Raw genomic sequence first — 23,630 nt, forward strand, 5'->3', positions numbered from 1 at the left:
CATCAGAAAGGTGCTTCTTTCGGCCGGTGGAACAGTGCGTCAACAACACTATTTTCCCAGCTCAGAAGCACCTTTCGTCGATTAAACACACCCTACAGGCCCCACCCTCATGAAAACCCCGGGCTAGGCGGCCACTCCTGGCTGGTTGATGCTGCTGTCCGTGACCACACGTCACGGACAGCAGCCTTTTGGTTTAAACCGGGCCCAGCCGCCGCGGAATTGTTCGGCTCAGCCGCCTGAGCGGACTCAAAAAGCTGCGCTCCGTGACATCGAGTTGTCCACATCCAGCCGTCCGCGGGTGCCGGATTTCACCATTCCGGGGGACCATGGCCGCATGGATATCTTCAGGGCTTTGAAGATCTGCGGGGGAGCGGCCCGAAGACCCGCGCTTGCCTGCCTGGGGATCGACGACGCCGCCCTCCGGCGGGCAGTCAGAGCGGGAGTCCTGCAGCCGGGCCGTGGACTTTATGCGCTTACGACGGCGGACCCAAACCATGTGGCGCTGCTGCAGCGGCGGCAGCTGCTCACATGTCTCAGCGCCGCGCCCTTCTACCGGCTCTGGACCGTTGACTCCGCCGGACCCCGCCATGTCCACCACCGGCGGGGCGAGGGCACCGGCGGCGAGATAGGACACGGCGGCCTGCTCCTGGAACCGCATCCGCACCGGCCGGTTGCAGCCCTCGGCGACGTGCTCCTTCATGCGCTGAGGTGCTTGCCCTGGCGGGAGTCCCTGGTCATGGTGGACTGCGCCGTCGGCAGGGGCGATATAACCCTTGATTTCCTGCGGCAGAGACTCCCCGGAAAGCGCAATGGCCGGGCCCGTCAGGTTCTCGACTGGGTGGACCGCGGAGCCGAATCCATGCTGGAGACTCTTGCCAGGACCTATTTCCGGCAGGCCGGAATCCGGGTGGAGACGCAGGTTTACATCGACGGCGTGGGATACGTGGATCTGCTGTTGGAGGGCAGGCTCATCGTAGAGCTGGACGGACGTCATCATGGTGAGTGGTCCCAAGTGAAGAAGGACCAGCGCCGAAACAATGCGTCCGTAACCCAGGGCTTTACCGTCCTCCGGTACTACTACGACGACGTCGTGCATAGGCCGGATCAGATGGTGGCGGAGGTTCTGGCTGTCCTCGCCGGCCTTGGCGGATCCGGGCACGCGTCACGGCAGGCGGAATTTTGGGACCGCGCGAAGCCGTGATCCGCGGATTGACGGGGTTCGGCGAAGCTGCCGGAGCCAAGAGCCTGCCTGGCGTGACGCCCGGTCCGGCCGCCCGGGGCCAGGTAGCCCAGGAGCGGGGTGAACACACCGTGTCACGCCAGCCCCGTGTGGCGCGCACAGCGGGCGCGCACTGACGTGCTAGCGGCGGCGTCGCCTGGGGGCAGTGCCGAAGACGCCGCGGAGCAGTTCCCGGCCGAGCTGGGTGCCGAGCGAACGCGCCATGCTCCTGAGTCCGCCGCCGAGAGCCCCGCCCACGGCACCGGCAAGGCCGCCGGCTGTTCCGCCACCGGCGTCCTGCCCCCGCGCCGGACGTTCGGTAGCGCGTTCCTGTCCCCGCTCCGGCGCGGGCGCCGGCCGGCTGCTCGGGCGTCCCAGGATCTCCTCCTCGATCCGCCGGGCTTCGGCGTCGACGTCGTCGTGGTTCCCGGCGCTGCCCGGAGCGGTCGGGGCAGCAGCCGCACCGGTGCCGGCGGCAGCCTTGCCGCTGATCTTCTCGTAGGCGGAGACATTGTCTACCGCTGTGCCGTACTTGGCGAGCAGGGCGGAGCCGGCCACGGTGCTGGAAATCAGGGCGTCGCTGCTCCGGCCCATGACGGATTCCGGCGCGCGGAGTCGGGTCAACGCGACGGGGGTCGGGGCGCCCTTTTCGTTCATGACCGTGATGACTGCCTCGCCGATACCCGCGGAGGTGAGCGTTTCCTCGAGGTCGTAGTCACTGATCGGGAAGGTGGAGACGGTCGCCTTGAGGGCCTTGGCGTCCTCGGGCGTGTAGGCCTTCAGCGCGTGCTGCACCCGGTTGGCGAGCTGCCCCAGGACCTCGGCCGGAACGTCCTTGGGCGTCTGGGTGACGAAAAAGATGCCGACGCCCTTGGACCGGATCAGCCGCACGGTGGTGGTGATTGCGTCCAGGAAGGCCTTCGAGGCGCCGTTGAACAGCAGGTGCGCCTCGTCGAGGAAGAACACGAGCTTGGGCTTGTCGAGGTCGCCGGCCTCGGGGAGCTCTTCGAACAGATCGGCGAGCAGCCACATCAGGAAGGTAGAGAAAAGCATCGGCTTGGTCTGCAGCGTCGGAAGTTCCAGGCAGCTGACGACGCCGCGGCCGTCCGGGGCGGTGCGCAGCAGCTCGGCGGTGTCGAACTCGGGTTCGCCGAAGAACTTCTCCATGCCCTGCGCCTCGAGTGTGATCAGTTCGCGGAGGATAACGCCGGCGGTGGCCTTGGAGAGCCCGCCCAGGTCTTCGAGCTCGTCTTTGCCCTCGTCCGAGGTGAGGAAGTGGATGACAGCCCGGAGGTCCTTCAGATCGATGAGTTCGAGGTTGTTTTTGTCCGCGAAGTGGAAGACCAGCTGCAGGCTCGATTCCTGCGTGTCATTAAGCTCCATGACGCGGGACAGCAGGATGGGGCCAAAGGAGGTGATGGTGGCGCGGACAGGAATGCCGTTGCCGTCGCCGCCGAGGGCCAGGAACTCCACCGGGAACGTCTTGGGCGACCAGGCCTGGCCGATGCCTTCCGTGCGGGCCAGGAGTTTTTCGGTGCCGGTGGCGGCAGTGGCCAGACCGGAGAGGTCGCCCTTGATGTCCGCAAGGAATACCGGCACCCCGGCGGCGGAGAGCTGTTCCGCCATCATGTGCAGGGTGACGGTTTTGCCGGTGCCGGTCGCGCCGGCCACCAGGCCGTGCCTGTTCATCATCGCCAGCGGGAGCCTGACGGGGGCGTCCTTGTGGACTTCGCCGTCGATGATCGCGGCGCCCAGCTCGATCGTGGGGCCCTCGAGGGTGTACCCCTTCTGGATGGTGGCGACTTTATCTGCTGTGGATTTGATTGCCATGCGGATAGCTTAGCCGGGTCCGGCAAGGCCGGACCCGGCTAAGTTGACAGCGATTCGCCGGCTGCGATCGCCGCCGGCGTTGCCTCGCCGTCGTTATTCCGCGAGAGCCTTGAGGACTTCCTTTGCGACGTCCTCGCTGGACTGCGGGTTCTGGCCGCTGATGAGGTTGCCGTCGCGCACTACATGGGAACTCCAGGCGGCGCTGTTCTCCACGATGGCACCCTTTTCCTTCAGCACGTCCTCCACGAACCACGGCGTGTTGGGCCCGGTGCCGCCGTTGAGTTCTTCCTCGTCGGTGAAGACGGTGAGGCGGCGTCCCGCGAACGCGAACGCGCCGGCGTCGTCCGTGGCACTGAGCAAGGCTGCGGGGCCGTGACAGAACGGGGCGATGATCTTGCCGGCAGTGTTCGCCGCGCTCAGGAGCTTGCCGAGATCGGCGTCCTGGAAGAGGTCGGACATGGGGCCGTGGCCGCCGGGCAGGACGACGGCATCGTAGCCGGCGGGGTCGACGTCAGCCAGCACCAGGGGTGCGGACAGTTCGGCGTCGATCTCGGAGAGGTACTTCCGGAATCCATCGGCGCGGTCCTGGCCGCCGGCGGATCCGGCGGCCAGGCTGACCTGGTCGACCGTGGGCTTCGCGCCGCCCGGGGTGGCGAGGTGGACGGTGTGCCCGGCGTGGAGCAGTGTCTGGTGGGAGACCACCAGTTCCTCCGCCCAGTAGCCGGTGGGGTGTTCGCTGCCGTCGCGCATGGTAAGCGAATCGGCGGCCGAGACGACCATCAGAATGTTAGCCATGGGGTGCTCCTGTTCTGCCGGCGCACGTGCGCCGGCGGGTGGGTGGAAAGAGTTTAGTGTGCAGCTTCGAGGTCGGCGTAGGTAGCGTCATCGAGGACGACGCCGGCCGCAGCCAGGTTTTCTTCGAGGTGCTTGACCGAGCCGGTGCCGGGAATCGGCATCATGACGGGGGAGCGGCGCAGCAGCCAGGCGAGGGCCACCTGCGAGGTGGTGGCGCCGAGGCGCGTGGCCGCCTCGTCCAGCGGGCCGCCGGGCTCTGCCAGCTCTCCCGCGGAGATGGGGGCCCAGGGGATAAAGCCGATCCCGTTTTCTTCGGCGTAGTTAAGGACGTCCTCGGAGCTGCGGTCGGTGAGGTTGTAACGGTTCTGCACCGTGGATACGGTGAAGTACTTTCCGGCTTCCTCGAGTTCGGCGACGCTGACCTGGGACAGTCCCAAAGCCTTGACCTTGCCCTCCCTCTGCAGGTCGCGGAGCACGGTGAATTGCTCCTCGGGATCCACCTTGGGATCGATCCGGTGCAGCTGCAGCAGGTCCAGCGAGTCCACCTTGAGCTTGCGCAGGCTCAGCTCGGTCTGCTGGCGGAGGTATTCCGCGCGCCCCAGCGGGACCCAGACGTCGGGCCCGGTGCGGGCGAAGCCCGCCTTGGTGGCGATCCGCAGGCCCTCCCTGTACGGGTGCAGAGCCTCGGCGAGGATTTCCTCGCTGATGTTCGGCCCGTAGGAATCGGCGGTGTCAATGAAGTCGACGCCGAGTTCGACGGCGCGGCGCACGACGGCGACCGCGGCCTTGCGGTCCGCCGGCTCGCCCCAGATGCCGTCTCCGACAATGCGCATGGCGCCGAAGCCCAGCCGCTGCACAGTGCCCAGGTTCTTGAGATCGATGGTGGCGGATGCTTCCGGATGCTGTGGTTTGTCGTGGTTCATAAGGGCGGCAACTCCCCAAGCATGCTGAGTATTCCAGCCGGTGCGCCCGGTCCGGCCGGTGCCAGGTCCAACTGTGCGCTGCCCGGGCTGACTCCCGGCAGCCGGGTGGCCCTGACCCAGGATGTCTCCGGCGGGCTGGACTACGACTACCCGTGCATGTGACGCGGCGCCCGCGGCAATAGTTCCGCAAGAACGGCTCCGCAGAAATATCCCGGGCACCGCCGTCGTTGTCCCCAGTGTGCGCGTGCCGCAACCCGGCACGCCTGAAGATCTTAAGACTTCTTAGGACCTTGGGACTGCATATGACCCTGAGGCATTGCCCCGCAACGAAAGGCCGGCTTTTTCCGTGACTGTTCCGCTTTCCATCCTTGACCTGGCAACCATCGGCAAGGGCCAGACGGCGGCAGAGAGTTTCGCGGGGAGCGTGGCCATCGCCCAGCTCGCCGAGAAGCTGGGCTACCGGCGGATCTGGTACGCCGAGCACCACAACATGTCCTCGATCGCTTCCTCGGCCACCAGCGTGCTGATTGCCCACATCGCCGCCCACACGGAGAGCATCCGCCTCGGTGCCGGCGGCGTGATGCTGCCCAACCACTCACCGCTGACCATAGCCGAGCAGTTCGGTACGCTCGAGACCCTGCACCCGGGACGTATCGACCTGGGCCTGGGACGCGCGCCGGGCAGTGACCAGAACACCCTGCGGGCCCTGCGCCGCGATCCGATGTCCTCGGACAGCTTCCCGCAGGATGTGCTGGAACTCCAGGGCTACCTGACCGGTCCCACCCGCATCCAGGGCGTCGAAGCCACCCCGGGCAAGGGCACGGACGTGCCGCTGTACATCCTGGGATCCTCGCTGTTCGGCGCCAAGCTCGCCGCGCAGCTGGGTCTGCCCTACGCCTTCGCCTCACACTTCGCGCCCAACGCACTGCAGGACGCCGTCGCGATCTACCGCCGGGAGTTCAAGCCCTCCGCGCAGCTGGGCGCCCCACATGTGATCGCCGGCGTCAACGTGATCGCGGCGGACTCCGCGTCCGAGGCGCAGGAGATGTTCCAGGCCACCAAGCGGGCCCGCGTCTCGCTGTTCTTCGGCAACGGCACGGTGTTCAGCGACGACGAGGCGGACATGATCCTGGACTCGCCGCAGGGCCAGCACCTGGCACAGATGATGAAGTATTCCGCTGTCGGAACCCCGGACGTTGTCCTTGATTACCTGGACGCGTTCACCGCCCACGCCGACGCCGACGAGCTGATCGTGGCGCACCAGAGCACCGGCACCGGGGCGCGGCTGCGATCCGTGGAACTGCTGGCCCAGGTCGCCGGACTGGCGCGGGTCTAGCGCGAGTTCCGGGCTATTTCGTTAGTTCGCAGGGGGTCTGGGCTCGGTGGCCTGGGCGCGATGGCCGGGCTCGGGGACATGCCCCGCGCCGGGGCCAGCGGGTGGACATAGTGCCATTATGCCCAGTCCCGGTGCGAAGAGAAGAATGGGCATGTCCCCCGGCGCGAAAAGGTCCGCGCTCCGTCTGACCCCCAGACGAACTAACGACAATGACCACTAGGTTCCGGAGTAAGGGGCGCCGGGGTGTGGCCGCCGTCGGCGTGGGCACGGCTGGGACTGTTCTAGCCTGACGTGGGGGATTCTGTGGGTGCCCGGGCCCTGCAATTGTTGTTTTCAGCGTGGCGGCAGGAAACTGGAGCCTGAGGCCTGTTGAAGCACGGCCGACGGTCGGTCCGCGGGACGGGACGGCACCATAATGGTGACATGACATCCCCACCGGGTGAAGTAGCCCCCTTAGCTCCGGGCCTGGTGCCGGAACTCCTGGTCACCGATCTCGTCACGAGCCTGCACTTTTGGGTCACACTCTGCGGTTTTGAGATTCTCTACGACCGGCCGGAGGAGGGGTTTGCGTATCTTCACTCGGGAACGGCGCACGTCATGCTGGAGCAGATCGGGTCGGACGAAACTGGGTCCCTGGCGCCCTTGAGAGTCCGCTGGGCCGCGGGGTTAATTTCCAAATCGGCGTGCCGGCGATAACACCCGTGGTGGAACGTCTCGCGGCGGCCGGCTGGCTGCTGTTCATGGTCCCGGAAACCAAGTGGTACCAAACGGGCGACACAGAGGCCGGAGTTTCCCAATTTCTGGTCCAGGACCCCGATGGGTATCTCATCCGGTTCGCTTCACCGCTGAAGTAGGCGTTCCTTGTCAGTGAGCGACCGGGGTGCCCGGTCTTGTGCTTCCCAGTTCCGGGCGGAACGGTTCGCTGTTCATTCGTGCTCTCCTTTGGTGGGCGTACAGCCGACAGCCTAGGAGTCCCCGCTCGGGTGGGTGCCGGTCCCAGGCGATGGACCACCTTGGATGCCTATCCCTTGATTGCACCGCCGGTGAGTCCAGTGACGAGGAACCGCTGGGCAAAGAAGGCCAGGGCGATGATCGGGAGGGCCAGCAGGATGCTGGCTGCGGCGATCAACTGGTACAGGGCGGTGTCTTCCGCAATCCCAAACGATGCGATGAAGACGGACAGGGTGGTCGCATACTGTTGCGTCAGTACGACGGGAATCAGATATTCCTGGATGGCCAGCAGAAAGGTGAAAATACCTGCGGTGACCAGCCCAGGGCCGGCGAGGGGCATGATGACGCGACGGAACGCCCCGAGACGGCTGCAGCCATCGATCTGGGCCGCTTCGTCGAGTTCCCGTGGCAGTTCGGCAAAGAAGTTCCGCAGCAGCCAAATCGTGAACGGCTGATTCACCGCAACCAGGGCGATGATCAGCATCAGCTGGGTGTCGTAGATGTTGAGGGCCTGTGCGATGGAATAGAAGGGCAGGACGACGACGAAGCGCGGCAGTGAGCGGAAGACGAGGGCGAGCACCAGCAACCACAATGAGATCCGCGAGTCAAAGCGTGAGAGTGCATAGGCCGCCGGTGCGCCCACGGCCAATGAAATGATGACTGTCACCACTCCGACCACAATGGTGTTCACCCCGAAGGACGCAAATTCAGTGGCATACCACAACTGTTCATAAGCCGTGATCTGGGGGGTGAATGTCCAGACCGGCGGCGAAACGAACGCGTCCGTGTAGGGCTTGATGGAGGTCAGGAGGGCCCAGAAGAAGGGAAACACCGCCACGAACGAGGCTATGGAGAGCCCGGTGTACGCGAGGATTGTCCGCCACCGGGGCCGGCGTCCAATGGTGGTGTTGCTCGTGACCCCGAGCTTCCGCCGGGGCGTCCGTTTCTGGACACCGGGAACGGGTGCCCGAGGGGGAACAGGGCTAAGGACGCTGACGTTATTGGGTGTGCTCACGCGGATTTCATCTCCCGCCAGGTCTGGCGTATGAAAGGGACAAGGAAGATCAGGATGATGATGATCGTGATGACGTTGATGGCGCTTGCAAGTCCGAGTTGCTGGGTTTCCCCGAGCGCTACGTTGTAGACGTAGGTCATGAGGGACTCTGTGCCCACGGTCGAGGCGGCAGGGGTGATCATCCGAACGCTGTCGAAGACCCGGAAGCCGTCCATGATCGAGATCAGTGCGATGAAGCCTATAAAGCCCCGGATGGAGGGCATCACGATTCGCCACTGGGTCTGCCACCAGCCGGCACCGTCGATGGCGGCTGCCTCGATCCGTTCGCGGGGAACGGACTGCAGGGCCGCGACGAGGACGAGGATACCGAACGCGGACTCGTGCCAGATGCTATGGAAAATGAGGAGAAACTTCGCCGCGGTCGGATCGGTGAACCAGTCCGGTGCGATACCCAAGGGGGCCAGCAGGACGTTGACGAAGCCGCCAAACGTGCTGTTGAACAACCAGGAGAAGACCAGGGCGCCGATCACTGTCGGCACGACATAGGGCACAAGAAGCAGACCGAGGAAGAACGCCCGGGCCTTGGCGCGGACGGCGTTGAGCATAAGGCCGACAACGTACCCGCCCACGATCTTTCCCGCCGTCATCGCTGCGGTGTAGACGGTCGTGAATCCGGCTGCGGCCCAGAACCGCTGGTCGCTCAACGTGGCCGCATAGTTGCCGAACCCGACGAACAGACCTGGGTCGCCGTAGCTGACCTTCCTGAAGCTGTCGAAGGCCGTGATGAATAAGGGCCCGGCCATGAGCAAGGTCATGACCAAAATACTGGGGCCGACGAAGATGAAGAATTCGCGTCGTCTCAGTGGACCCACCTCCTAAGATCTGTTGTGGCGGATTCGCCGCGGAAAGCTACTTCAGGTACCCGGCGGTCTTCAGTGCGGCATTGGCTGCTGCATCAGCTTTGCCGAGTGCATCGATCGGATCCCCTGTGCCGTTGACTGCCTCGACGATGAAGGTGCGGGTGCTCTGCTGGACTGTGGGCATGAACGGTTTCAGCGGCAGGGTTTCGGCTCCGGCCTTCAGGGTGTCGAGTGCGGCCTGCCAGTAAGGGGCCTTGGCCTGCAGTGCGGAATCGTTGAGCTTGCTGGTGCGGGAAATGACGGCGAACGGGGCCCCGTTGGTCATTGCTGCGTCACCGACGGAGGTCGCCATGACTCCGGCGAGCGTTTCGAAGCCAACTTTGGAATTCTTGGCGATGGCAAACCCGTCCTGCGTCCACTGGGCGGCGGGCTTGCCTCCTGCCTTCGCCGCGGGGGCGGGTGCGAAGGCGAAGTCCTTGGCGAACTTCGACAGGGCCGGATCGATGAGGGTCGCGCCCCTCCCGGCATAGACGATGCCCATGGCGGCCTGCCCGTTCTGCAGCGCAGCGACGGCTTTTGCATTGTTCAGCGTCAAAGCGTCGCTGGACATGTAGGACTTGAGTTTCCGCAGGTCATTGATCGCGGCTGCTCCTTCGGGGCTGGCCAGCGTCGGCCGTCCGTCGCCATTGACCCAGGCTCCGCCCTGGCTGGTCAGCGCGTTGTTGAAAGCGGTGGAGATGTCGCTGTCCGCATTGAACGACGCGACGAAGGGCGCCTGGGACTTGCCCGCGGCCTTGATCTTGTCGGCCGCTTCATACAGTTCGCCGTAAGTCTTGGGCGCCTGGATGCCTAGCCCGTCCAGAATGTCCTTGCGGTACATCAGGATATGGACGTTCTGCTGGTTGGGCAGCGCGTAGAGGCGGCCGTCGTACTTCATCTTCTCCAGCAGTGCAGGGTCGATATCGTTGACACCGGACGCTTCACCATTCTTGGCGACCCAATCGTCCAGGGGTGCCAGCCAGCCCTTGGCCGCATATTCGACCAGGGTTGTGTTGTAGACCTCGACGATGTCGTAGGAGGCACCGTCCGCCGGTTGGGAGAGTGAGAGTGGCGCCTTTTCCAGCTGTGCCGAGAAGTCCACCGGTGAATGGTTGACCTTGAGGTTCTTGACTCCGTTGCAGGAGCTCGTCATGGCCTTCGAGAAAGGATCCATTCCGGGGGCGCCGTAGGCCAGGATGTTGACGGTGGCAGGGCTGGCCGGCTCCGGGGCCAGGCAGGTTCCTTTCGCCCCGGTCGCGCCGGGAAGCTGGCTGCCGGCGCCGCAGGCAGCGAGTGAGGCCACCGTCACGGCGGCGACGGCGAGCATGACGGGCCGTTGGCCCAGGATTTGCGATAAGTTCAAAGCGTCACCTCATGATTGGTGCCCCTAGCGGGCATGAATACGTATGTAATACACTGTGGCACAGCTAACATCTTGTCAATAGGTGGACCGTGAGATGACCTGACGCCGGCGCATCCGCTCAACCCGCCCGAACCGGAAAGTGAGGCACCCCGATGGTTGCCACCAGTCGTGATGTTGCCCGCCTAGCCGGAGTGTCGCAGCCGACCGTTTCACGGGCACTGCGGGGCGACCCGAGGGTCACCGCCGAAACCCGCCGTCGCATTGCGGAAGCCGCCCAGGCCCTCAGCTACGTCCCCAGCCAGATGGGCCGCTCACTTTCAACGCAGGCCACACATCGGGTGGCCATGGTCGCCGACCTCAGCAACCCCCTCTACCCGCTGATCGTTCCGCCGATTCACGACGCGCTGGCCGCCCGCGGCTACCGGATGGTACTACTTGCCGAGCGCGAGGATGACAGCGCCGGGTACTCGCCCCTGCTGGACCGCTCCGTGGACGGTGTGCTCCTCACGACAACGCGGCGTGAGTCGACTCTGCCGTTTGAACTCAATCAACGGGGTATCCCGACGGTCATGCTGAACCGCATCGGTGGGATGGTCGACACTGACAGTGTGGTGGCGGACAACCTAGACGCAGGGCGGGTGGCAGCCCGGATGCTCGTGTTGGCGGGCCACCGCGAGATAGGGCTGATTGCCGGTCCCGGTGAAGCCTCCACCAGCACCGACCGTGAAACGGGGATCCGTGAGGCGCTGGCGGATGCGGGCATCGCCCTGCGCTCATCCCGTGTCGTGCGCGGATGGTTCGGCCATGATTCCGGAGACGCGGGGATGCGCAGGCTGATGGCCCTGGAGGACCCGCCCAAGGCCGTCGTCTGCGTCAGCGACTCAGTCGCCATCGGCGCCCTGAACGCGGCCCGGGACCTTGGCCTGCGGGTCCCCGAGGACGTGGCCATGGTTGGCATCGATGATGTTCCGACATCCGGTTGGCCGATCTGCGATCTCAGCACCGTCTCCATCCCGCTGCCCCAAATGGCGCAGGATGCTGCGAACCTTCTGGTGGACAGGCTGACGGGGGTCGTATCCGGCGGGCCCGTACATCGCGTCCACCCGGTGCACGCCGTACCGCGGGGCACCCACGCCCTCGAAGGGCGAACATAAGACCACCCAGGGCCACCCGCAACCCTTGACATGCATATGATACATACGTATACATAGCTCATGGAAGTTAACGTTAAACAGCAAACCGCAACCCAGGTCGTCGATGAGAACGAGCTCAGGCGCCGGACCATCCGTCGCAGTGACTACGTCAGCTGCAACCAGGCCTTCATCGACTGCCGCACGCCCGGCAGCGATACCAAGGAGAACTACTCGATCATCGGACCTGGTGTGACCCAGAGCGCCCAACAGGTGGTGAACCTTCGTGAGCCGCACGGCTTCAACATCGGTGCTGCCGCCATGCCCGATGGAGTGGTGAACAACCTCCACCTTCATTTCACTGCCGAAGTTTTCCTGAACTGGAGCGGAACCTGGAAGATGCGTTGGGGCGCAGACGGCAGCGACGGCGAATTCATCTGTGAAGAGGGCGATATCGTCAGCGTTCCTACCTGGATCTTCCGTGGATTCACCAATGTGGGCGGTTCGCGCGGGTGGCTCTTTACGGCCCTGGGCTTCGACAACACGGGAGGCATCATCTGGGGACCCTCGGTGCTGAAGGAGGCCGAAAAGCATGGCCTGTTCCTCACCCTGGACAACGATCTGATTGATACCGTGGCCGGCGACACGGTCCCGGAAAACGTGGAGGTCGTCCCGCCTCTGCCCCAGGCCGAGATCGACCGGTTGCGCATATGGACAGCCGAGCAGATGCAGCAGCGTGTGGTCCGCCAGCGCGATCTGAAGTGGAGCAAACAGCCCTTCCTGTGCAATGAGCTGCCCGGCGGCGGGGCGGAGCTCGCGACGGTCATCGGATACGGAATGACCGAGGACCGGGACCAGGTACCGCCGATCCATTATCCGCATAATTTCAACCTCGCGTGGCTGCGTGCGATCAAGGACGAGGGCATCCTCCAGCACCGCCACGACCACAGCCAGGTACTGATGGGCTACCGCGGCACCTGGCTGGTGACCCTCAACGAGGGGGACCACAAGGTGGCGACCGTTCTCAATCCCTACGACACGATTTCCGTGCCAGCGGGTGCCTGGCGGACTTTCACCGCCCTGGATGACGAGGCGCAGATGCTGGTGGTGAACAGCGGCGACGGGCGTGTGCGCCTCGAATGGCCGTCCGAAACCATCCGGCACGCCGAAGACAAAGGCCACGCCGCAGACGCCGCCGGCTACGTCGCCGCATGGAACGTCGTCCGCTACTCCACAATCGACGACTGAGCGGGCAAATTGTGGTGCCGCGCCCTGCGGAACAACAGATCCGCACGTGGATCCGGGTGCCGGGCATGTTGTGCACCGAGGAAGTCTTCACCGCCATGGATCCGTTTCTCGACCTGGGCGGCACCACAGTGGACGCCCGAATCCAGGGCACCACCTTGGGTGGCGCGGCGGAGTATCTCCTCGAGCTTGCCCGGACGCAGGAGGGGCCGGTGGGTATCATCGGGCTTTCGCTGGGTGCAATAGTGGTGATGGCTGCCGCCGTGGAGGACCCGGCAGCCTTCCACGCCGCGGTCCTGATCTCGACCAACCCCCGGGGTCCCAGGCCCGAACAGATCCGGGCCTGGGAAGTGATGGCCCGGCGCAACTCGGCCGGCGCGTTCACTGACATCGCAGGTGAACTCGCGCCCGCCCTGTTCGCCCCGGACCGCGGCACGGGTCCGCTGCTCAGCTCGGGAAAGACCATGGCCGAGCGCCTCGGACAGCGGGCCTTCGCAGACCAGCTGGGCATCCAACGAAGCAGGCGGGACCTCCGTCCGGAGCTGTCGAGGGTCGGCGCACGCACGCTGGTCCTCGCCGGATCCGCAGACCAGCTGTGCAGCCCGGACATGCATCAGGACATTGCCGCCGCCATGCCTCACGCCGAACTTGAAGTCATGACCGGCGCCGGTCATCTCATGACCCTTGAGGATCCGGCAGCAACGGCCAACATCATCAATCTCTGGTATCAAAGGAAAACTTTATGACGCCCTCTCCGCCCGGCCTCCGAGCATTCGGGTTCGACGGCCCCGTCGACTACATCGAACGCATCACCTATGACATCTGGAACCTCCCGCACCGTGATCTGGAGCTCATTCGCAAGTACTATTCGCCCAGTACGGCAATTCACCTCGACGCGGGCGACCTGGTGGGCGACGAGACCGTCATCGCCAACACCCATGCGCGGCTACGCACCTACCCGGACTTCCACGGCGTCATCGACGACACGATCTGGACCGGTTCCGAGGAGGAAGGCTACCGGACCTCCATGCGTTGGACCTGGACCGGGACCGACACCGGCGGCACCGCGTACGGCCCCGCCACCGGAGGAGCGGTGACATTCATGGCCATTGCCAACTGCATCGTCCGGGGCCAGGTCATCATTGAGGAATGGCTGGGCGCCAACCCGCTCGCCCAGGCCCGTCAACTGGGCTACTCCCTTCAGGACGCCGTGCAGGCTACCCAATATCCCGCGGCGCGCGGGGTGACGCGCCCGTCCTTCGAGTTCACCCGCACCGCGGAGGGAGACCTGGTCCGGCAGGCGTTCACCAGCGTCTTGGAAGGCCGGCTCGAATCCGGGCTTTACGCCGCCGATTGCGTCACCGCCTTCGCCCCGGACGTTCAGCGCGACGGCGCCGGTGCCGTCCTGGAATGGGCCCTGGGTCTGCGGGCCGCGCTCGGACCCCTTTCCGTGGAGGTCGACGACCAGTACTCGCTGCCGGCTTCGGGCAAACTGCCGCTGCGCGTCGCCACTCAGTGGCGGATCGCCGGCACCGGGCCCAGGGGCCCTGTCGAGTTCAGCCTCATCAGCCACCACCATCTCGTTGAAGGCCGCGTCACGGCACAGTGGCTGGCCTATGACGAACTCGCCCTCGCCCACCAGGGCGTCGCCTTCCCCCAGCCAGCAACCGCCGCCTGATCACCAACCTTCCCGGAGAAAACTATGTCGCAAATACTCAAATCAGCCCTCCCGGCCGGCCATACCGGCAGCAGCAAACCGGAAGTCCGCACCACCGTCGAAGCCATCATTGACGATATCCGTACCCGCGGGGACGCCGCCGTCCGCGAGTACTCGGAGAAATTCGATGGCTGGAGCCCAGAATCCTTCCGGCTCACCCTTGAGCAGATCGAGGAGATCATTGCCACCCTGCCCCGGCAGGTGATCGATGACATCACGTTCGTCCAGGAGCAGGTCCGCCGCTTCGCGCAGGCCCAGCGCGACTCCATGACGGACATTGAGATCGAAACGCTTCCCGGCGTCCGGCTGGGCCACCGGCACCTTCCCGTCGCCTCCGCAGGGGCCTACATCCCCGGCGGCCGCTACCCCCTCACCGCTTCAGCGCACATGACCATCATCACCGCCAAAGTCGCCGGCGTGCCCCGGGTGGCCGCGTGCACCCCGCCCATCCGCGGCAAGATCCCCGCAGCGACCATTGCCGCCGCACACATGGCCGGCGCGGATGAGATATACCTGCTTGGCGGAGTGCAGGCCGTGACGGCCCTCGCCGTTGGTACCGGGGAAATTCCCAAAGTGAATCTCATTGCCGGCCCGGGCAACGCCTTCGTGGCAGAAGCAAAACGCCAGTTGTTCGGCGAGGTAGGCATCGACCTTTTCGCCGGCCCCACCGAGATCCTGGTCATCGCCGATGAATATGCGGACCCGTTCATTGTCGCCGTGGACCTGCTCAGCCAGGCGGAGCACGGCCCCGATTCCCCCGCCGTGCTGATTACCACCAGCACCGAACTGGGCACCCAGGTCCTGGATCATATCGGGCACATCCTGCCGGGCATGCCCACCAAGGACTATGCCGAGCCGGCCTGGCGGGACCACGGCCAGATCCATGTCGTGGACTCACTTGACGAGGCATATGCCCTGGCTGACACTTTCGCTTCCGAACACGTCGAAGTCCTCACCCGCGAGCCTCGCGAAGCCCTGGAAAAAATGCGCGAGTACGGCGCGCTGTTCCTCGGCGAGGGCACCTGCGTTTCCTACGGCGACAAAGTCATCGGCACCAACCACGTCCTTCCCACCAAAGGCTCAGCCCGCTACACCGGTGGCCTCTGGGTCGGAAAATACCTCAAAACAGTCACACACCAGGAAGTGACAGACGCGGCGACGTCGGCGCGGCTGGGCGAGATCTGCGGCCGGGCCAGCCGGGTCGAATCCTTCGAAGGCCACGCCCGCTCGGGCGACGTCCGCGCGAGCAAGTACACCGGCGCAGACCTGCCCTGGTCCTCCCGGCCTGCCGCGGCGGCGCAGCAATGACCCTCCCGCTGGCAGGACGCACGGCCCTGGTGACCGGCGCCGGCAATGGCCTGGGCAGGGCCATGACCGGGCACCTGGTCGAAGCCGGAGCCCGGGTCATCATGGTCGGCCGGAACCTGCACAAACTCGCACAGTCCCGCGATGAACTCGGACTGACCGAGGGTCAATGCAGGCTGGAAAGCTGCGACGTCGCCGATCCGTCGTCGGTCGATCAGCTTGCACTGAGGCTCAGGGACGAATCCGTTTCCCTTCTGGTCAACAACGCGGGCGTGCCCGGGCCCGTGTCGGATCTGGTCGACATTGATCCGGGCGACTGGGACGAGGTGTTCGCCACCAACGTGCGCGGCGTGTACCTGATCTGCCGGGCCTTTCTTCCCGCCATGATGAAAGCCCGCAGCGGCGACATCATCAATATCGCATCGGTGAGCGGGAAACGGCCCCTGGTTGGGCGGACTCCCTACTGCGCATCCAAGATGGCAGTGATTGGACTGACCACAACCCTGGCTGCCGAGGCCGGCCCCTATGACATCCGGGTCAACAGCCTCTCACCTGGCCCGGTCCGGGGTCCACGGATGGAACGCAACTTCCGGCTGGAGGCTGAGCGCACAGGAACCTCCTGTGATCAGGCCGAGGCAGACTTCGTCTCCCGGGCGGCCCTGGGCCGCATGGTCGAGGAAGAGGAGGTCGGCCAGGCGCTGGTAGCGATACTGCAGATGCGGGGAATGACCGCAGCCGACATCGATCTCTCGGCGGGGATGGCGGCCCGATGAGCTCCCCGCTGTCACCGGATCCGCTCAAGACACGCCTCGCCGCCGGCGACCGTCTGCGCGGCCTGCTGGTCCGCGTGCCGGCACCGATGCTGATAGACATGGCCGGGACCAACGGGTTCGATTTCATCTTCCTCGACGCCGAACACGGGACCGCGGATCAAAGGGACCTCGCAGAACACATCACCGCCGCGCGGGCAGCCGGGCTGCCCACGCTGGTGCGTATCGGGGAGAACGAGGCGGCACTTGCCCTGCGCGTCCTCGATGCCGGCGCCGAAGGTGTCATCGTGCCGCACGTCCGGACAGCCGAGGAAGCGTCGGCCGCGGTGCGGATGGCCCACTACCCGCCTGCGGGGGACCGCGGCTTCGCGACCTACACGGCAGCCGGCCGATGGGGTAAGACATCCCCCGCACACCACGCGGCGCAGGCAGCCGCCAACACTATCGTCGTGGTCATGATTGAGGACGCCGAGGGGGTATCAAACGCCGGCGTAATCGCGCAACACCCCGGCGTCGACGTCATCTTTGTGGGCCCTTCGGACCTGGCCGCAGCCTTGGGCTACGACGCGGCCCTCGCGGATGACGCCCGGCTGCAGGTCTGGGCGGCCTCGGCCGCAGCCGGATGCCCCGTCATGGCGATCGTCTCCACCGCAGCCCAGGCGTCCAGGGCCTGGCAGCAGGGAGCGTCGATGGTGGTGCTGAACGCGCAGTCCGCCATCGATGACTGCCTGGCCGACTGGGCCGCCCAGTCCTGACTACGGCCGCAGGGGTGGCCCGGTTTCTACCGGGCCACCCCTCTTCTGTGAATTGTGACCAGTTCTAGCCGGCCGTGGCCGCCCGCGCCATGGAATCCGCAAAGTCGCCAAGATAGTCGACCGTGAAATGCATCAGCTTTTCCACCGACCCGACCGTGAAATACTCATCCGCAGCATGGGCCCGGTCGCCATGGCCGAGCCCAGCCACACTGAACGGGATCTGCTTGCCCAAAGCCGTGAAGAGCGAGGCAGGGCAGCAGTTGTTAGCGATCGGCCACACCGCCGTCTCCACCCCGTAACGTGCGGCCGTGACGATCCCCGCATCCAGCAGGACATCACGGTCGTCTGGCATGGACGGCGCCCCGGCATAACCGCGCGGAATCTCAATCGCAACGTGGCCGAAACCTCGCCGGTCCAGATGCCCCCGCAGGGCCAGGACGAACTCCTCCGGAGTCAACCCGGGAGGAAACCGGAAATCGACACGGGCGCTGGCTTCCCCGGGGAGCGAGGTATAGAACGTCGGACCCTGGTAGCCGCCAGCGATGCCCTGGATGTTCATGTTGACGCCGGTCATGTAATTTTCCACATGATCCGCGATGTCCTTCCCGGCCAGGGCCCTTTCAACATGCAGGTTGCCCAGCATGTTTGCCGCCCAGCTGGGATTTTCGCGGAAACCGGACGATACCCGGGCGACGTCGTCGGCGAACTGCAGCGAGGCCGCCTCCGCGACAGAGCCGACACCGTCAATGGTGACACGTTGTTCGTCGTCGTACATGGTGGCCAGGGCTCGCACCAGTTGCATCATCGGCGCGTCAATCCACGCCGAATTCCCCGCCCAGATGTGCCGCCCGTCAGCGGGGCCGCCCCACTGCCCGCCGCGGCACGTGATCTGCGCAAAGACGCACCCCTTGAACCCCCGGCGGACTGTCATGAGACCCGCGGAATTCTGCTGCATGCACGGCAGCCAGATCCCGTCAGCGGTGAGCAGCAGCTCCCGGTGATTCGCTACGAACCCCGGCAGGCTCGGGCTGCCGATTTCCTCTTCGCCTTCGATCACGAAGATCAGATTGACCGGTAATTCCACTCCGGCCCGCTGCATGGCCTCGATCGCGAGAATGGCGGCGATAACGGGGCCCTTGTGGTTGTTCGCGCCCCTACCGGCCACCACGGGTCCCAGATGGGGCAGCAGTCCAAGGTCGCGGGCATCCACGATCTCGGCCGCCAAAGGGTCAACCGTCCACTCAGGTGCCATCGTCGGGGTCACGTCATAAAGGCCATACACGATCAACGTGGGAGCCGACTGTCGGGCGGACCGGACTGTCCCCAAAACCACCGGGTACCCTGCCGTGGGAACGATCGCAGCGTCCGGACAAACTCGCTTCAACAAGGCGAAAAAGTAGTCTGCGGCAGCTTCGATGCCCTCACCGGTATCACTGAACGACGGTATGCGCAGGGCATGGCGTACCTCTTCCATGGCCAGATTGCCGTCGTCGTCGATTATCTGATGTGCCGAAGCGAACTCCATGCGGGGTCCGGTAGTGGTTTCTTTCATCCAGCAATTATTGGGCATGCATACGTATACTTCAACCTTTCGCCCCTCACCAGCGGACGGGGCGCTGGCTGTGCCCGCGACGATTTCGCTGAGTTCAGCGCGCGGACCGGGCTGTGTCCAGTAACTCCACCGAGACATCCCACAGCCGCCGGGCGGCGTCCGGGTCCAAAGCATAGTCCAGGACCCCGTGCAGGCCGTCGGTGATCTGGGGGACCGTCCGGGCCTCGTTGCAGTCTTCGAAATACCGGCCGCCGATTCCCTCGAGTTCGTCCGAGGTGGCGAGGAGCACGGAGGTGGCGGCCCCCTGCTCCATGGTTTTTACGGGCAGTCCAGCCGCGAGGACCTGCACTTTGGTTGCGGCGAGAACGGCAGGGTCCCAGTGCCGCTGGAGGTTGGTCCAGACGCCGCCGGGCATGAGGGCGTTCGCGGTGATCCCGTCGCCGGCCCAGCGGCGCGTTGCCTCGACGGCGAAGAGCACGTTGGCGGTCTTGGACTGCCCGTAGGCGGCTCCGGGGTCGTAGGGGCGCCGGTCGAAGAACAGGTCGTCAAAGACCACAGGCGAGTTACCGTGCCCGGAAGAGCTCACGACGACGATCCGCGCGGCCCCGTCGGCTGCCAGTGCCGGATGGAGACCGAGGGCCAGGGCGAAGTGGCCCAGGTGGTTGGTTGCGAACTGCAGCTCCCAGCCCGGCGGAGTGTAAGTCTCAGGCGTCATCATGACCCCGGCGTTGTTCACGAGGATATGCAGGGGCCCCCGCCAGCCGGCGGTGAACGCGTCGACGGAGCCGATGTCGGCGAGGTCGAGTTCGCAGGCCCTGACGTTGGGGTTTCCGGTGCCGGCAGCAATGCTCTCGGCCGCATTCCGGCCGGCGTCCATGTCACGCACCGCGAGGGTCACGGCTGCGCCGGTCCGGGCCAGCGCCCGCGCGGTTTCGACCCCGATTCCGGACGCCGCCCCGGTGACGATCGCTGCCCGGCCGGAGAGATCGACGCCGGCCGACACTTCCGCAGCAGTGCTGAAGGAGCCGAATTTAGTGGCAATGAGGTCCACGTGATTCCTCGTTTCGTTCTGGGGGCGGTGATCAAACGGGACGGGTGGCGGACATGCCACCATCGATGCCAAGGGTAGTGCCGTGGATCATAGAGGCGTCCTCCGAGGTGAGAAACACGACGCCGCGAGCTGCGCACCGCAGACGACGACGTCAACACCTGGTGGGACGACCACAGCGTGCGCGACTACGCCTCCGCCAGCAAACGCATCAACCACCCGCTGGTGGGGGACATGTCATTTGACATCGAAAGTGTGTCACCGCTGCAGGACCCGGACCAGCGTCTGGTCATCTACACCGTGGCTCCCGGCTCTCCGACCGCCCAGCTCCTGCCCATCCTCGCGAGCTGGCAACACACTTCGACACCCTCTTAGTCATCTCGTGTCGCCCCGCGGCGGTCGCCGCGGAGGACCTCTCCCTGGCCGTCACCAGCCCTCCGCCCCTGCAGGTCCACGGCCGGCTTAGGGCCACAGCGCGATGGCTGCAACTGCGATGGCAGCCGCCAGCAGCAGCAACGCCGTCGGAATCGACTTCTTCACCGTCCCGGTCGAGAACCGGTCATATACCTTCTGGAGCCAGCCGCGCATTCTTTCTCCATGCAGTACTCCGAGCAGTAACAGCAGCAGGCAGGGCAGGCAGTACACGAGTGCGTACCCGATGATAACCACCAGGCCGCTGCCGGAGGAGACGCCGGCGTTGATCATCCGTTCGATGGCAATGAAGTAAGGGAACGCATTCGGGAGATCGGCCCCGGTCATCATCACACCGAGCGGCAACGCCGTTCCCACCGAGAACCAGTCCGGCAGCACGGCGCCGGCGCGATCCCTCGTTTTCAGCCGCCTGAATGCGACAATGACCAGCGTGATGGCCGCGATCAGGAAAACGATACGCCGGAGCCAGCCGATGCCGCCGGCGACGGCATCGGCTGCCACGCCCGCACTGAGGAAGATCACCGCTCCCAGGACGAAGACCGTGATCATCGCTCCCGACACGAAAGCCAGCGCCGACAGGACCGGTTTCTTCCGGACGCTGAGGAGGATCAGGGTGATCGCAAGAATCGTTGCCGGGTTGAAGGAATCAAGGAGGGCCAGTGCCGCGATGCCGCCAATCAACGCCAAACTCATGACGCACCCTCCGTGGCGGACCGGCACAGGGCATCCACCAGGGCATCGACGTTCCCGGCCGGCGTGCCCGCCACCGCGTTCATCAGCAAACCGTCCCCAACCAGCCGGATGATCAGGGCTTGTGTCGGATCGCCCACCTCAGCACCCAGAAGGTCCTGCCACCGGGACGTTGCGGCGCCGGCCAGCTCGATCACTCCCTGATTTCCCGCCTCGACTGCCCGGAATGCCACCATCATCGCGCGGTACAGCGCTGCCTCATCCGGACCGGGGACCGATAGACGCAGCCAGGTCTCGGCGGCCCGGCCTTCCGCCGCCGCGGCCTCCATCACAGCATCAACCTCGTCGAGAGCCTGACGTGCCAGGCCATCCACAAGTGCTGCCCTGGTGCGGAAGTGGTGCATCAGGCCGCCTTTGGAGACCTGGGCCGCCGCCGCTACCGCATCAAGGGACGGGATTACCCCGCGCTCGAGAGCGAGTTCACGTGCTGCCTTGAGAATTCTGACCCGGGTATCCATCCCTCCACCTTACCCGACAAACCGACCAGTCGGTTTGTCGGGTAAGGTGGATTTGCCGGCGACGGAGGGGTGGCGGGATCCTGCCGGTGCAGGTTAGCCGACGTGCTGTCCGCCGTCGGCGGCGAGCACGGTCCCGGTGGTCCATCGGGATTCGTCACTGAGCAGAAACAGGGCGACACGGGCCATGTCGTCCGGCAGGGCGATCTGGTTCATCGGCGCCCAGGCCGCGACCTCGGCCTGGGCCTCCGCGGAAGGCAGCCACTGGCCGAACATCTCCGTGCGGGTGGAGCCGGGGGCGATTGCGTTCACGCGGATGTTTGCCCCGGCGACTTCAAGTGCAGCGCTCTTCGTCAGGCCGATGACACCCCACTTGCTGGCGACGTACTCGGCGATGTTTGGGACGCCGACGAGGCCTCCAACTGAACTGACATTGACGATGGAGCCTCCGCCCGCCGCGAGGAGTGCAGGGATCTGGTGCTTGAGGCTGAGAAATACCCCGCGCAGGTTAACGGCCATGACCCGATCGAAGTCTGCGGCGTCGATGTCAGGGATCGCTCTGCCGCTGCCGGGGAGACCGGCGTTGTTCAGGGCGCCGTCGAGACGGCCGTAGCGGTCGACGGCGGTGCGAACCGCCTCGGCAACGGAAGCTTCGTCGGTAACATCCAGGGAAACGGCCAGCGCGTCGTGGCCCTGCTCCGTGAGTTCGGCAACCAGTTCATCTAGCCTGTGGGTGCGGCGCGCGCCGACGACGACTGTGGCGCCCTCGGCGGCAAAGCGGCGCGCGGACGCCGCTCCGATTCCGGCGCTGGCGCCGGTGATCAAGATGACCTTATGCTCGAGCCGGCGGGCGGCGATGGTCAGTGGCTCAGGGCGCTGGTTGTCCACCGAAGGGGTGATGGGCGAGGTCATGGGCGTGCCTTTCTTTTTGGGGTAATTCCACGTGCTGTCGACGACGGCGGCCGGGTGCCTGCCGAGATACGGGATTGCCAGACAGGGAAGCCGACCGGGCCGGGAGCCGTCCTCCGCGTGTACCGCCGGCGGGAATAGAGCCGGACTGCATCCGGCCCGTCAATGCGTTCCACTCACGGCCGGCTGCCACTTAACCATAAAGGCACTGGGTGCCTCAAGTCAAGTAGTGCCTATAGGCAGTTGGTGCCCGAAGGCCCGTGATGCCATTCAATGGTGTAGCGGTGCTACTATGCGGACATGAATGACCTGAAGGCGCCCCGTGGTTTGCGGGAGCTGCGAGCACAGCAACTGCGGACCGCGCTGATCGAAACAGCGCAACGGCTATTCGTCGACCACGGATTCGACGCGGTATCGGTCGACGACATCGCCGCGCAAGCCCAAGCGTCCCGCCGCACGTTCTTTCGCTACTTTGGGGTCAAGGAAGACGTACTTTTCGCGGAGGACGACGCGCTCCTCGCAGCGTTCCTTGGCGGCATGCGCAGCGCGGATGAAACCGCATCAGCGCTGGCGGCGGCCCGCGCCGGAGTCCGGGCCGTCGTGGCCACCCTTGAGCCGCGCCGCGAAGAGCTGCGCGTGCGGCAGGCCGTCCTCAACACGGTCCCGGCCCTGCAGGACCGCTCTTTCTGCAAGTACGCCCGCTGGGAACGGGAGGCAGTCGGCGCGTTTTCCCGCGGCGCCGACGACTACGACCGCATCCTGCGGGTCGCCGTCCCGGGCGCCCTGCTTTGTTTGCGCATCGGCTACGACCTCTGGCTCGCCTCCGGGAAGGACGGGGTGTCACTGCAGCAGCACGTCGACGCCGCCCACGGAGACCTTGCACGGTCTGTCTGACTGCCGCTTGCATCAGCGGTGGCCTCCGTCAGTGGTTTCTCCGCTGGTGTGCAGCAGGGGCAGGAGCAGGTGGTGGACAGCCCGGGCAACGAACGGGTCGTCCACCGAAGGCCCAGCACCGTGACGCGGTGTAAGGCCAAGCAGGGGACACTTCGGAAATGGAAACCGCGTCCTCCGAGTAACGACTCATGAGGCTCGCGAAAGTGTTGTGCTTGCCTCAGCTGTTTGTGCTCGCGTGGATGCGGCTTCCAGGCCCGGGTTTTGGCTGCTGCGAGGACGATGAGAATGGTTTGGCCGGTGGTTACGCCCCGGCTGAGGTCGGCCGGGTTGGTAGTTG

General features: G+C 65.4%; 23 protein-coding genes. 12 read left to right on the top strand and 11 right to left on the bottom strand.

The genetic code is table 11. The features are described from left to right. Window positions 1-334: 334 nt before the first annotated feature. Window positions 335-1,201: an endonuclease domain-containing protein gene (locus tag AC50X6_RS12270; protein ID WP_494966486.1), complete on the top strand. Its 867-nt coding sequence runs from the start codon at window positions 335-337 to the stop codon at window positions 1,199-1,201. A 159-nt stretch (window positions 1,202-1,360) separates the two neighbouring features. Here AC50X6_RS12270 and AC50X6_RS12275 read toward each other — a convergent pair whose 3' ends face one another. The 3 genes from AC50X6_RS12275 to AC50X6_RS12285 all read right to left on the bottom strand — a co-directional run bounded on the left by AC50X6_RS12275 (window position 1,361) and on the right by AC50X6_RS12285 (window position 4,767). Then, the gene (locus AC50X6_RS12275) at window positions 1,361-3,049 is read right to left on the bottom strand and encodes a helicase HerA-like domain-containing protein (protein WP_494966487.1); all 1,689 of its coding nucleotides are present in this window, start codon (window positions 3,047-3,049) and stop codon (window positions 1,361-1,363) included. Window positions 3,050-3,142: 93 nt separating this feature from the next. Further along, entirely contained in the window at window positions 3,143-3,844 is a 702-nt protein-coding gene (locus AC50X6_RS12280; RefSeq protein ID WP_494966488.1) for a type 1 glutamine amidotransferase domain-containing protein, read from the bottom strand. 53 nt (window positions 3,845-3,897) lie between these two features. After that, entirely contained in the window at window positions 3,898-4,767 is an 870-nt protein-coding gene (locus AC50X6_RS12285) for an aldo/keto reductase (protein WP_494966489.1), read from the bottom strand. A gap of 21 nt (window positions 4,768-4,788) precedes the next feature. On the opposite strand from AC50X6_RS12285, the gene AC50X6_RS12290 reads away from it, so the two are divergent. Further along, window positions 4,789-4,929: a hypothetical protein gene (locus tag AC50X6_RS12290; protein WP_494966490.1), complete on the top strand. Its 141-nt coding sequence runs from the start codon at window positions 4,789-4,791 to the stop codon at window positions 4,927-4,929. 184 nt (window positions 4,930-5,113) lie between these two features. Next, window positions 5,114-6,103 carry an LLM class flavin-dependent oxidoreductase gene (locus tag AC50X6_RS12295; protein WP_494966491.1) on the top strand — a complete coding sequence of 330 codons (990 nt, stop codon included), beginning with the start codon at window positions 5,114-5,116 and terminating at the stop codon, window positions 6,101-6,103. Between the two features lie 1,021 nt (window positions 6,104-7,124). Here the strand turns inward: AC50X6_RS12295 and AC50X6_RS12300 are convergent. The 3 genes from AC50X6_RS12300 to AC50X6_RS12310 form a co-directional block, all read right to left on the bottom strand. Continuing rightward, window positions 7,125-8,069: a carbohydrate ABC transporter permease gene (locus AC50X6_RS12300; RefSeq protein ID WP_494966492.1), complete on the bottom strand. Its 945-nt coding sequence runs from the start codon at window positions 8,067-8,069 to the stop codon at window positions 7,125-7,127. Further along, a complete protein-coding gene (locus tag AC50X6_RS12305) occupies window positions 8,066-8,884 on the bottom strand; it encodes a carbohydrate ABC transporter permease (RefSeq protein ID WP_494966493.1) in 819 nt (272 codons plus the stop codon). The genes AC50X6_RS12300 and AC50X6_RS12305 overlap by 4 nt, the downstream gene beginning before the upstream one ends. Window positions 8,885-8,978: 94 nt before the next feature. Then, a complete protein-coding gene (locus AC50X6_RS12310; RefSeq protein ID WP_494966494.1) occupies window positions 8,979-10,331 on the bottom strand; it encodes an ABC transporter substrate-binding protein in 1,353 nt (450 codons plus the stop codon). Between the two features lie 152 nt (window positions 10,332-10,483). On the opposite strand from AC50X6_RS12310, the gene AC50X6_RS12315 reads away from it, so the two are divergent. Genes AC50X6_RS12315 through AC50X6_RS12345 form a run of 7 tightly spaced genes read left to right on the top strand, consistent with a single transcriptional unit; the run spans window position 10,484 to window position 17,253 of the window. Beyond that, window positions 10,484-11,485: a LacI family DNA-binding transcriptional regulator gene (locus AC50X6_RS12315; protein WP_494966495.1), complete on the top strand. Its 1,002-nt coding sequence runs from the start codon at window positions 10,484-10,486 to the stop codon at window positions 11,483-11,485. A 60-nt stretch (window positions 11,486-11,545) separates the two neighbouring features. Beyond that, window positions 11,546-12,709 (top strand): cupin domain-containing protein, encoded by a 1,164-nt coding sequence (locus tag AC50X6_RS12320; protein ID WP_494966496.1) that lies wholly within the window; start codon window positions 11,546-11,548, stop codon window positions 12,707-12,709. A gap of 11 nt (window positions 12,710-12,720) precedes the next feature. Then, a complete protein-coding gene (locus tag AC50X6_RS12325; protein ID WP_494966497.1) occupies window positions 12,721-13,452 on the top strand; it encodes an alpha/beta fold hydrolase in 732 nt (243 codons plus the stop codon). Beyond that, a complete protein-coding gene (locus tag AC50X6_RS12330; RefSeq protein ID WP_494966498.1) occupies window positions 13,449-14,384 on the top strand; it encodes an ester cyclase in 936 nt (311 codons plus the stop codon). The genes AC50X6_RS12325 and AC50X6_RS12330 overlap by 4 nt, the downstream gene beginning before the upstream one ends. A gap of 24 nt (window positions 14,385-14,408) precedes the next feature. Continuing rightward, window positions 14,409-15,731 (top strand): histidinol dehydrogenase, encoded by a 1,323-nt coding sequence (gene hisD, locus AC50X6_RS12335; RefSeq protein ID WP_494966499.1) that lies wholly within the window; start codon window positions 14,409-14,411, stop codon window positions 15,729-15,731. After that, entirely contained in the window at window positions 15,728-16,501 is a 774-nt protein-coding gene (locus AC50X6_RS12340; RefSeq protein ID WP_494966500.1) for an SDR family NAD(P)-dependent oxidoreductase, read from the top strand. The genes hisD and AC50X6_RS12340 overlap by 4 nt, the downstream gene beginning before the upstream one ends. After that, complete coding sequence (locus tag AC50X6_RS12345; RefSeq protein ID WP_494966501.1) at window positions 16,498-17,253, top strand: HpcH/HpaI aldolase family protein; 756 nt, start codon at window positions 16,498-16,500, stop codon at window positions 17,251-17,253. Before AC50X6_RS12340 ends, AC50X6_RS12345 begins: the two co-directional genes overlap by 4 nt. 64 nt (window positions 17,254-17,317) lie before the next feature. On the opposite strand, the gene AC50X6_RS12350 is transcribed toward AC50X6_RS12345, so the two are convergent. Both AC50X6_RS12350 and AC50X6_RS12355 read right to left on the bottom strand, forming a co-directional pair. Next, window positions 17,318-18,805: a M20/M25/M40 family metallo-hydrolase gene (locus AC50X6_RS12350; RefSeq protein ID WP_494966502.1), complete on the bottom strand. Its 1,488-nt coding sequence runs from the start codon at window positions 18,803-18,805 to the stop codon at window positions 17,318-17,320. A gap of 94 nt (window positions 18,806-18,899) precedes the next feature. Beyond that, a complete protein-coding gene (locus AC50X6_RS12355; RefSeq protein ID WP_494966503.1) occupies window positions 18,900-19,856 on the bottom strand; it encodes an SDR family NAD(P)-dependent oxidoreductase in 957 nt (318 codons plus the stop codon). Window positions 19,857-19,985: 129 nt separating this feature from the next. On the opposite strand from AC50X6_RS12355, the gene AC50X6_RS12360 reads away from it, so the two are divergent. Next, window positions 19,986-20,228: an MmyB family transcriptional regulator gene (locus AC50X6_RS12360; RefSeq protein WP_494966583.1), complete on the top strand. Its 243-nt coding sequence runs from the start codon at window positions 19,986-19,988 to the stop codon at window positions 20,226-20,228. Between the two features lie 87 nt (window positions 20,229-20,315). Here the strand turns inward: AC50X6_RS12360 and AC50X6_RS12365 are convergent, their stop codons facing one another. The 3 genes from AC50X6_RS12365 to AC50X6_RS12375 all read right to left on the bottom strand — a co-directional run bounded on the left by AC50X6_RS12365 (window position 20,316) and on the right by AC50X6_RS12375 (window position 22,402). Then, the gene (locus AC50X6_RS12365; RefSeq protein WP_494966504.1) at window positions 20,316-20,978 is read right to left on the bottom strand and encodes a GAP family protein; all 663 of its coding nucleotides are present in this window, start codon (window positions 20,976-20,978) and stop codon (window positions 20,316-20,318) included. After that, window positions 20,975-21,493, bottom strand: a complete 519-nt coding sequence (locus AC50X6_RS12370; RefSeq protein WP_494966505.1) for a TetR/AcrR family transcriptional regulator — start codon at window positions 21,491-21,493, stop codon at window positions 20,975-20,977. Before AC50X6_RS12370 ends, AC50X6_RS12365 begins: the two co-directional genes overlap by 4 nt. 93 nt (window positions 21,494-21,586) lie before the next feature. Continuing rightward, entirely contained in the window at window positions 21,587-22,402 is an 816-nt protein-coding gene (locus tag AC50X6_RS12375) for an SDR family NAD(P)-dependent oxidoreductase (protein WP_494966506.1), read from the bottom strand. 297 nt (window positions 22,403-22,699) lie between these two features. Here AC50X6_RS12375 and AC50X6_RS12380 point away from each other — a divergent pair, with 297 nt between their 5' ends. Beyond that, entirely contained in the window at window positions 22,700-23,293 is a 594-nt protein-coding gene (locus AC50X6_RS12380) for a TetR family transcriptional regulator (RefSeq protein ID WP_494966507.1), read from the top strand. The last annotated feature ends 337 nt before the right edge of the window (window positions 23,294-23,630 follow it).

It is taken from the genome of Pseudarthrobacter sp. HLT1-7 (assembly GCF_059383435.1).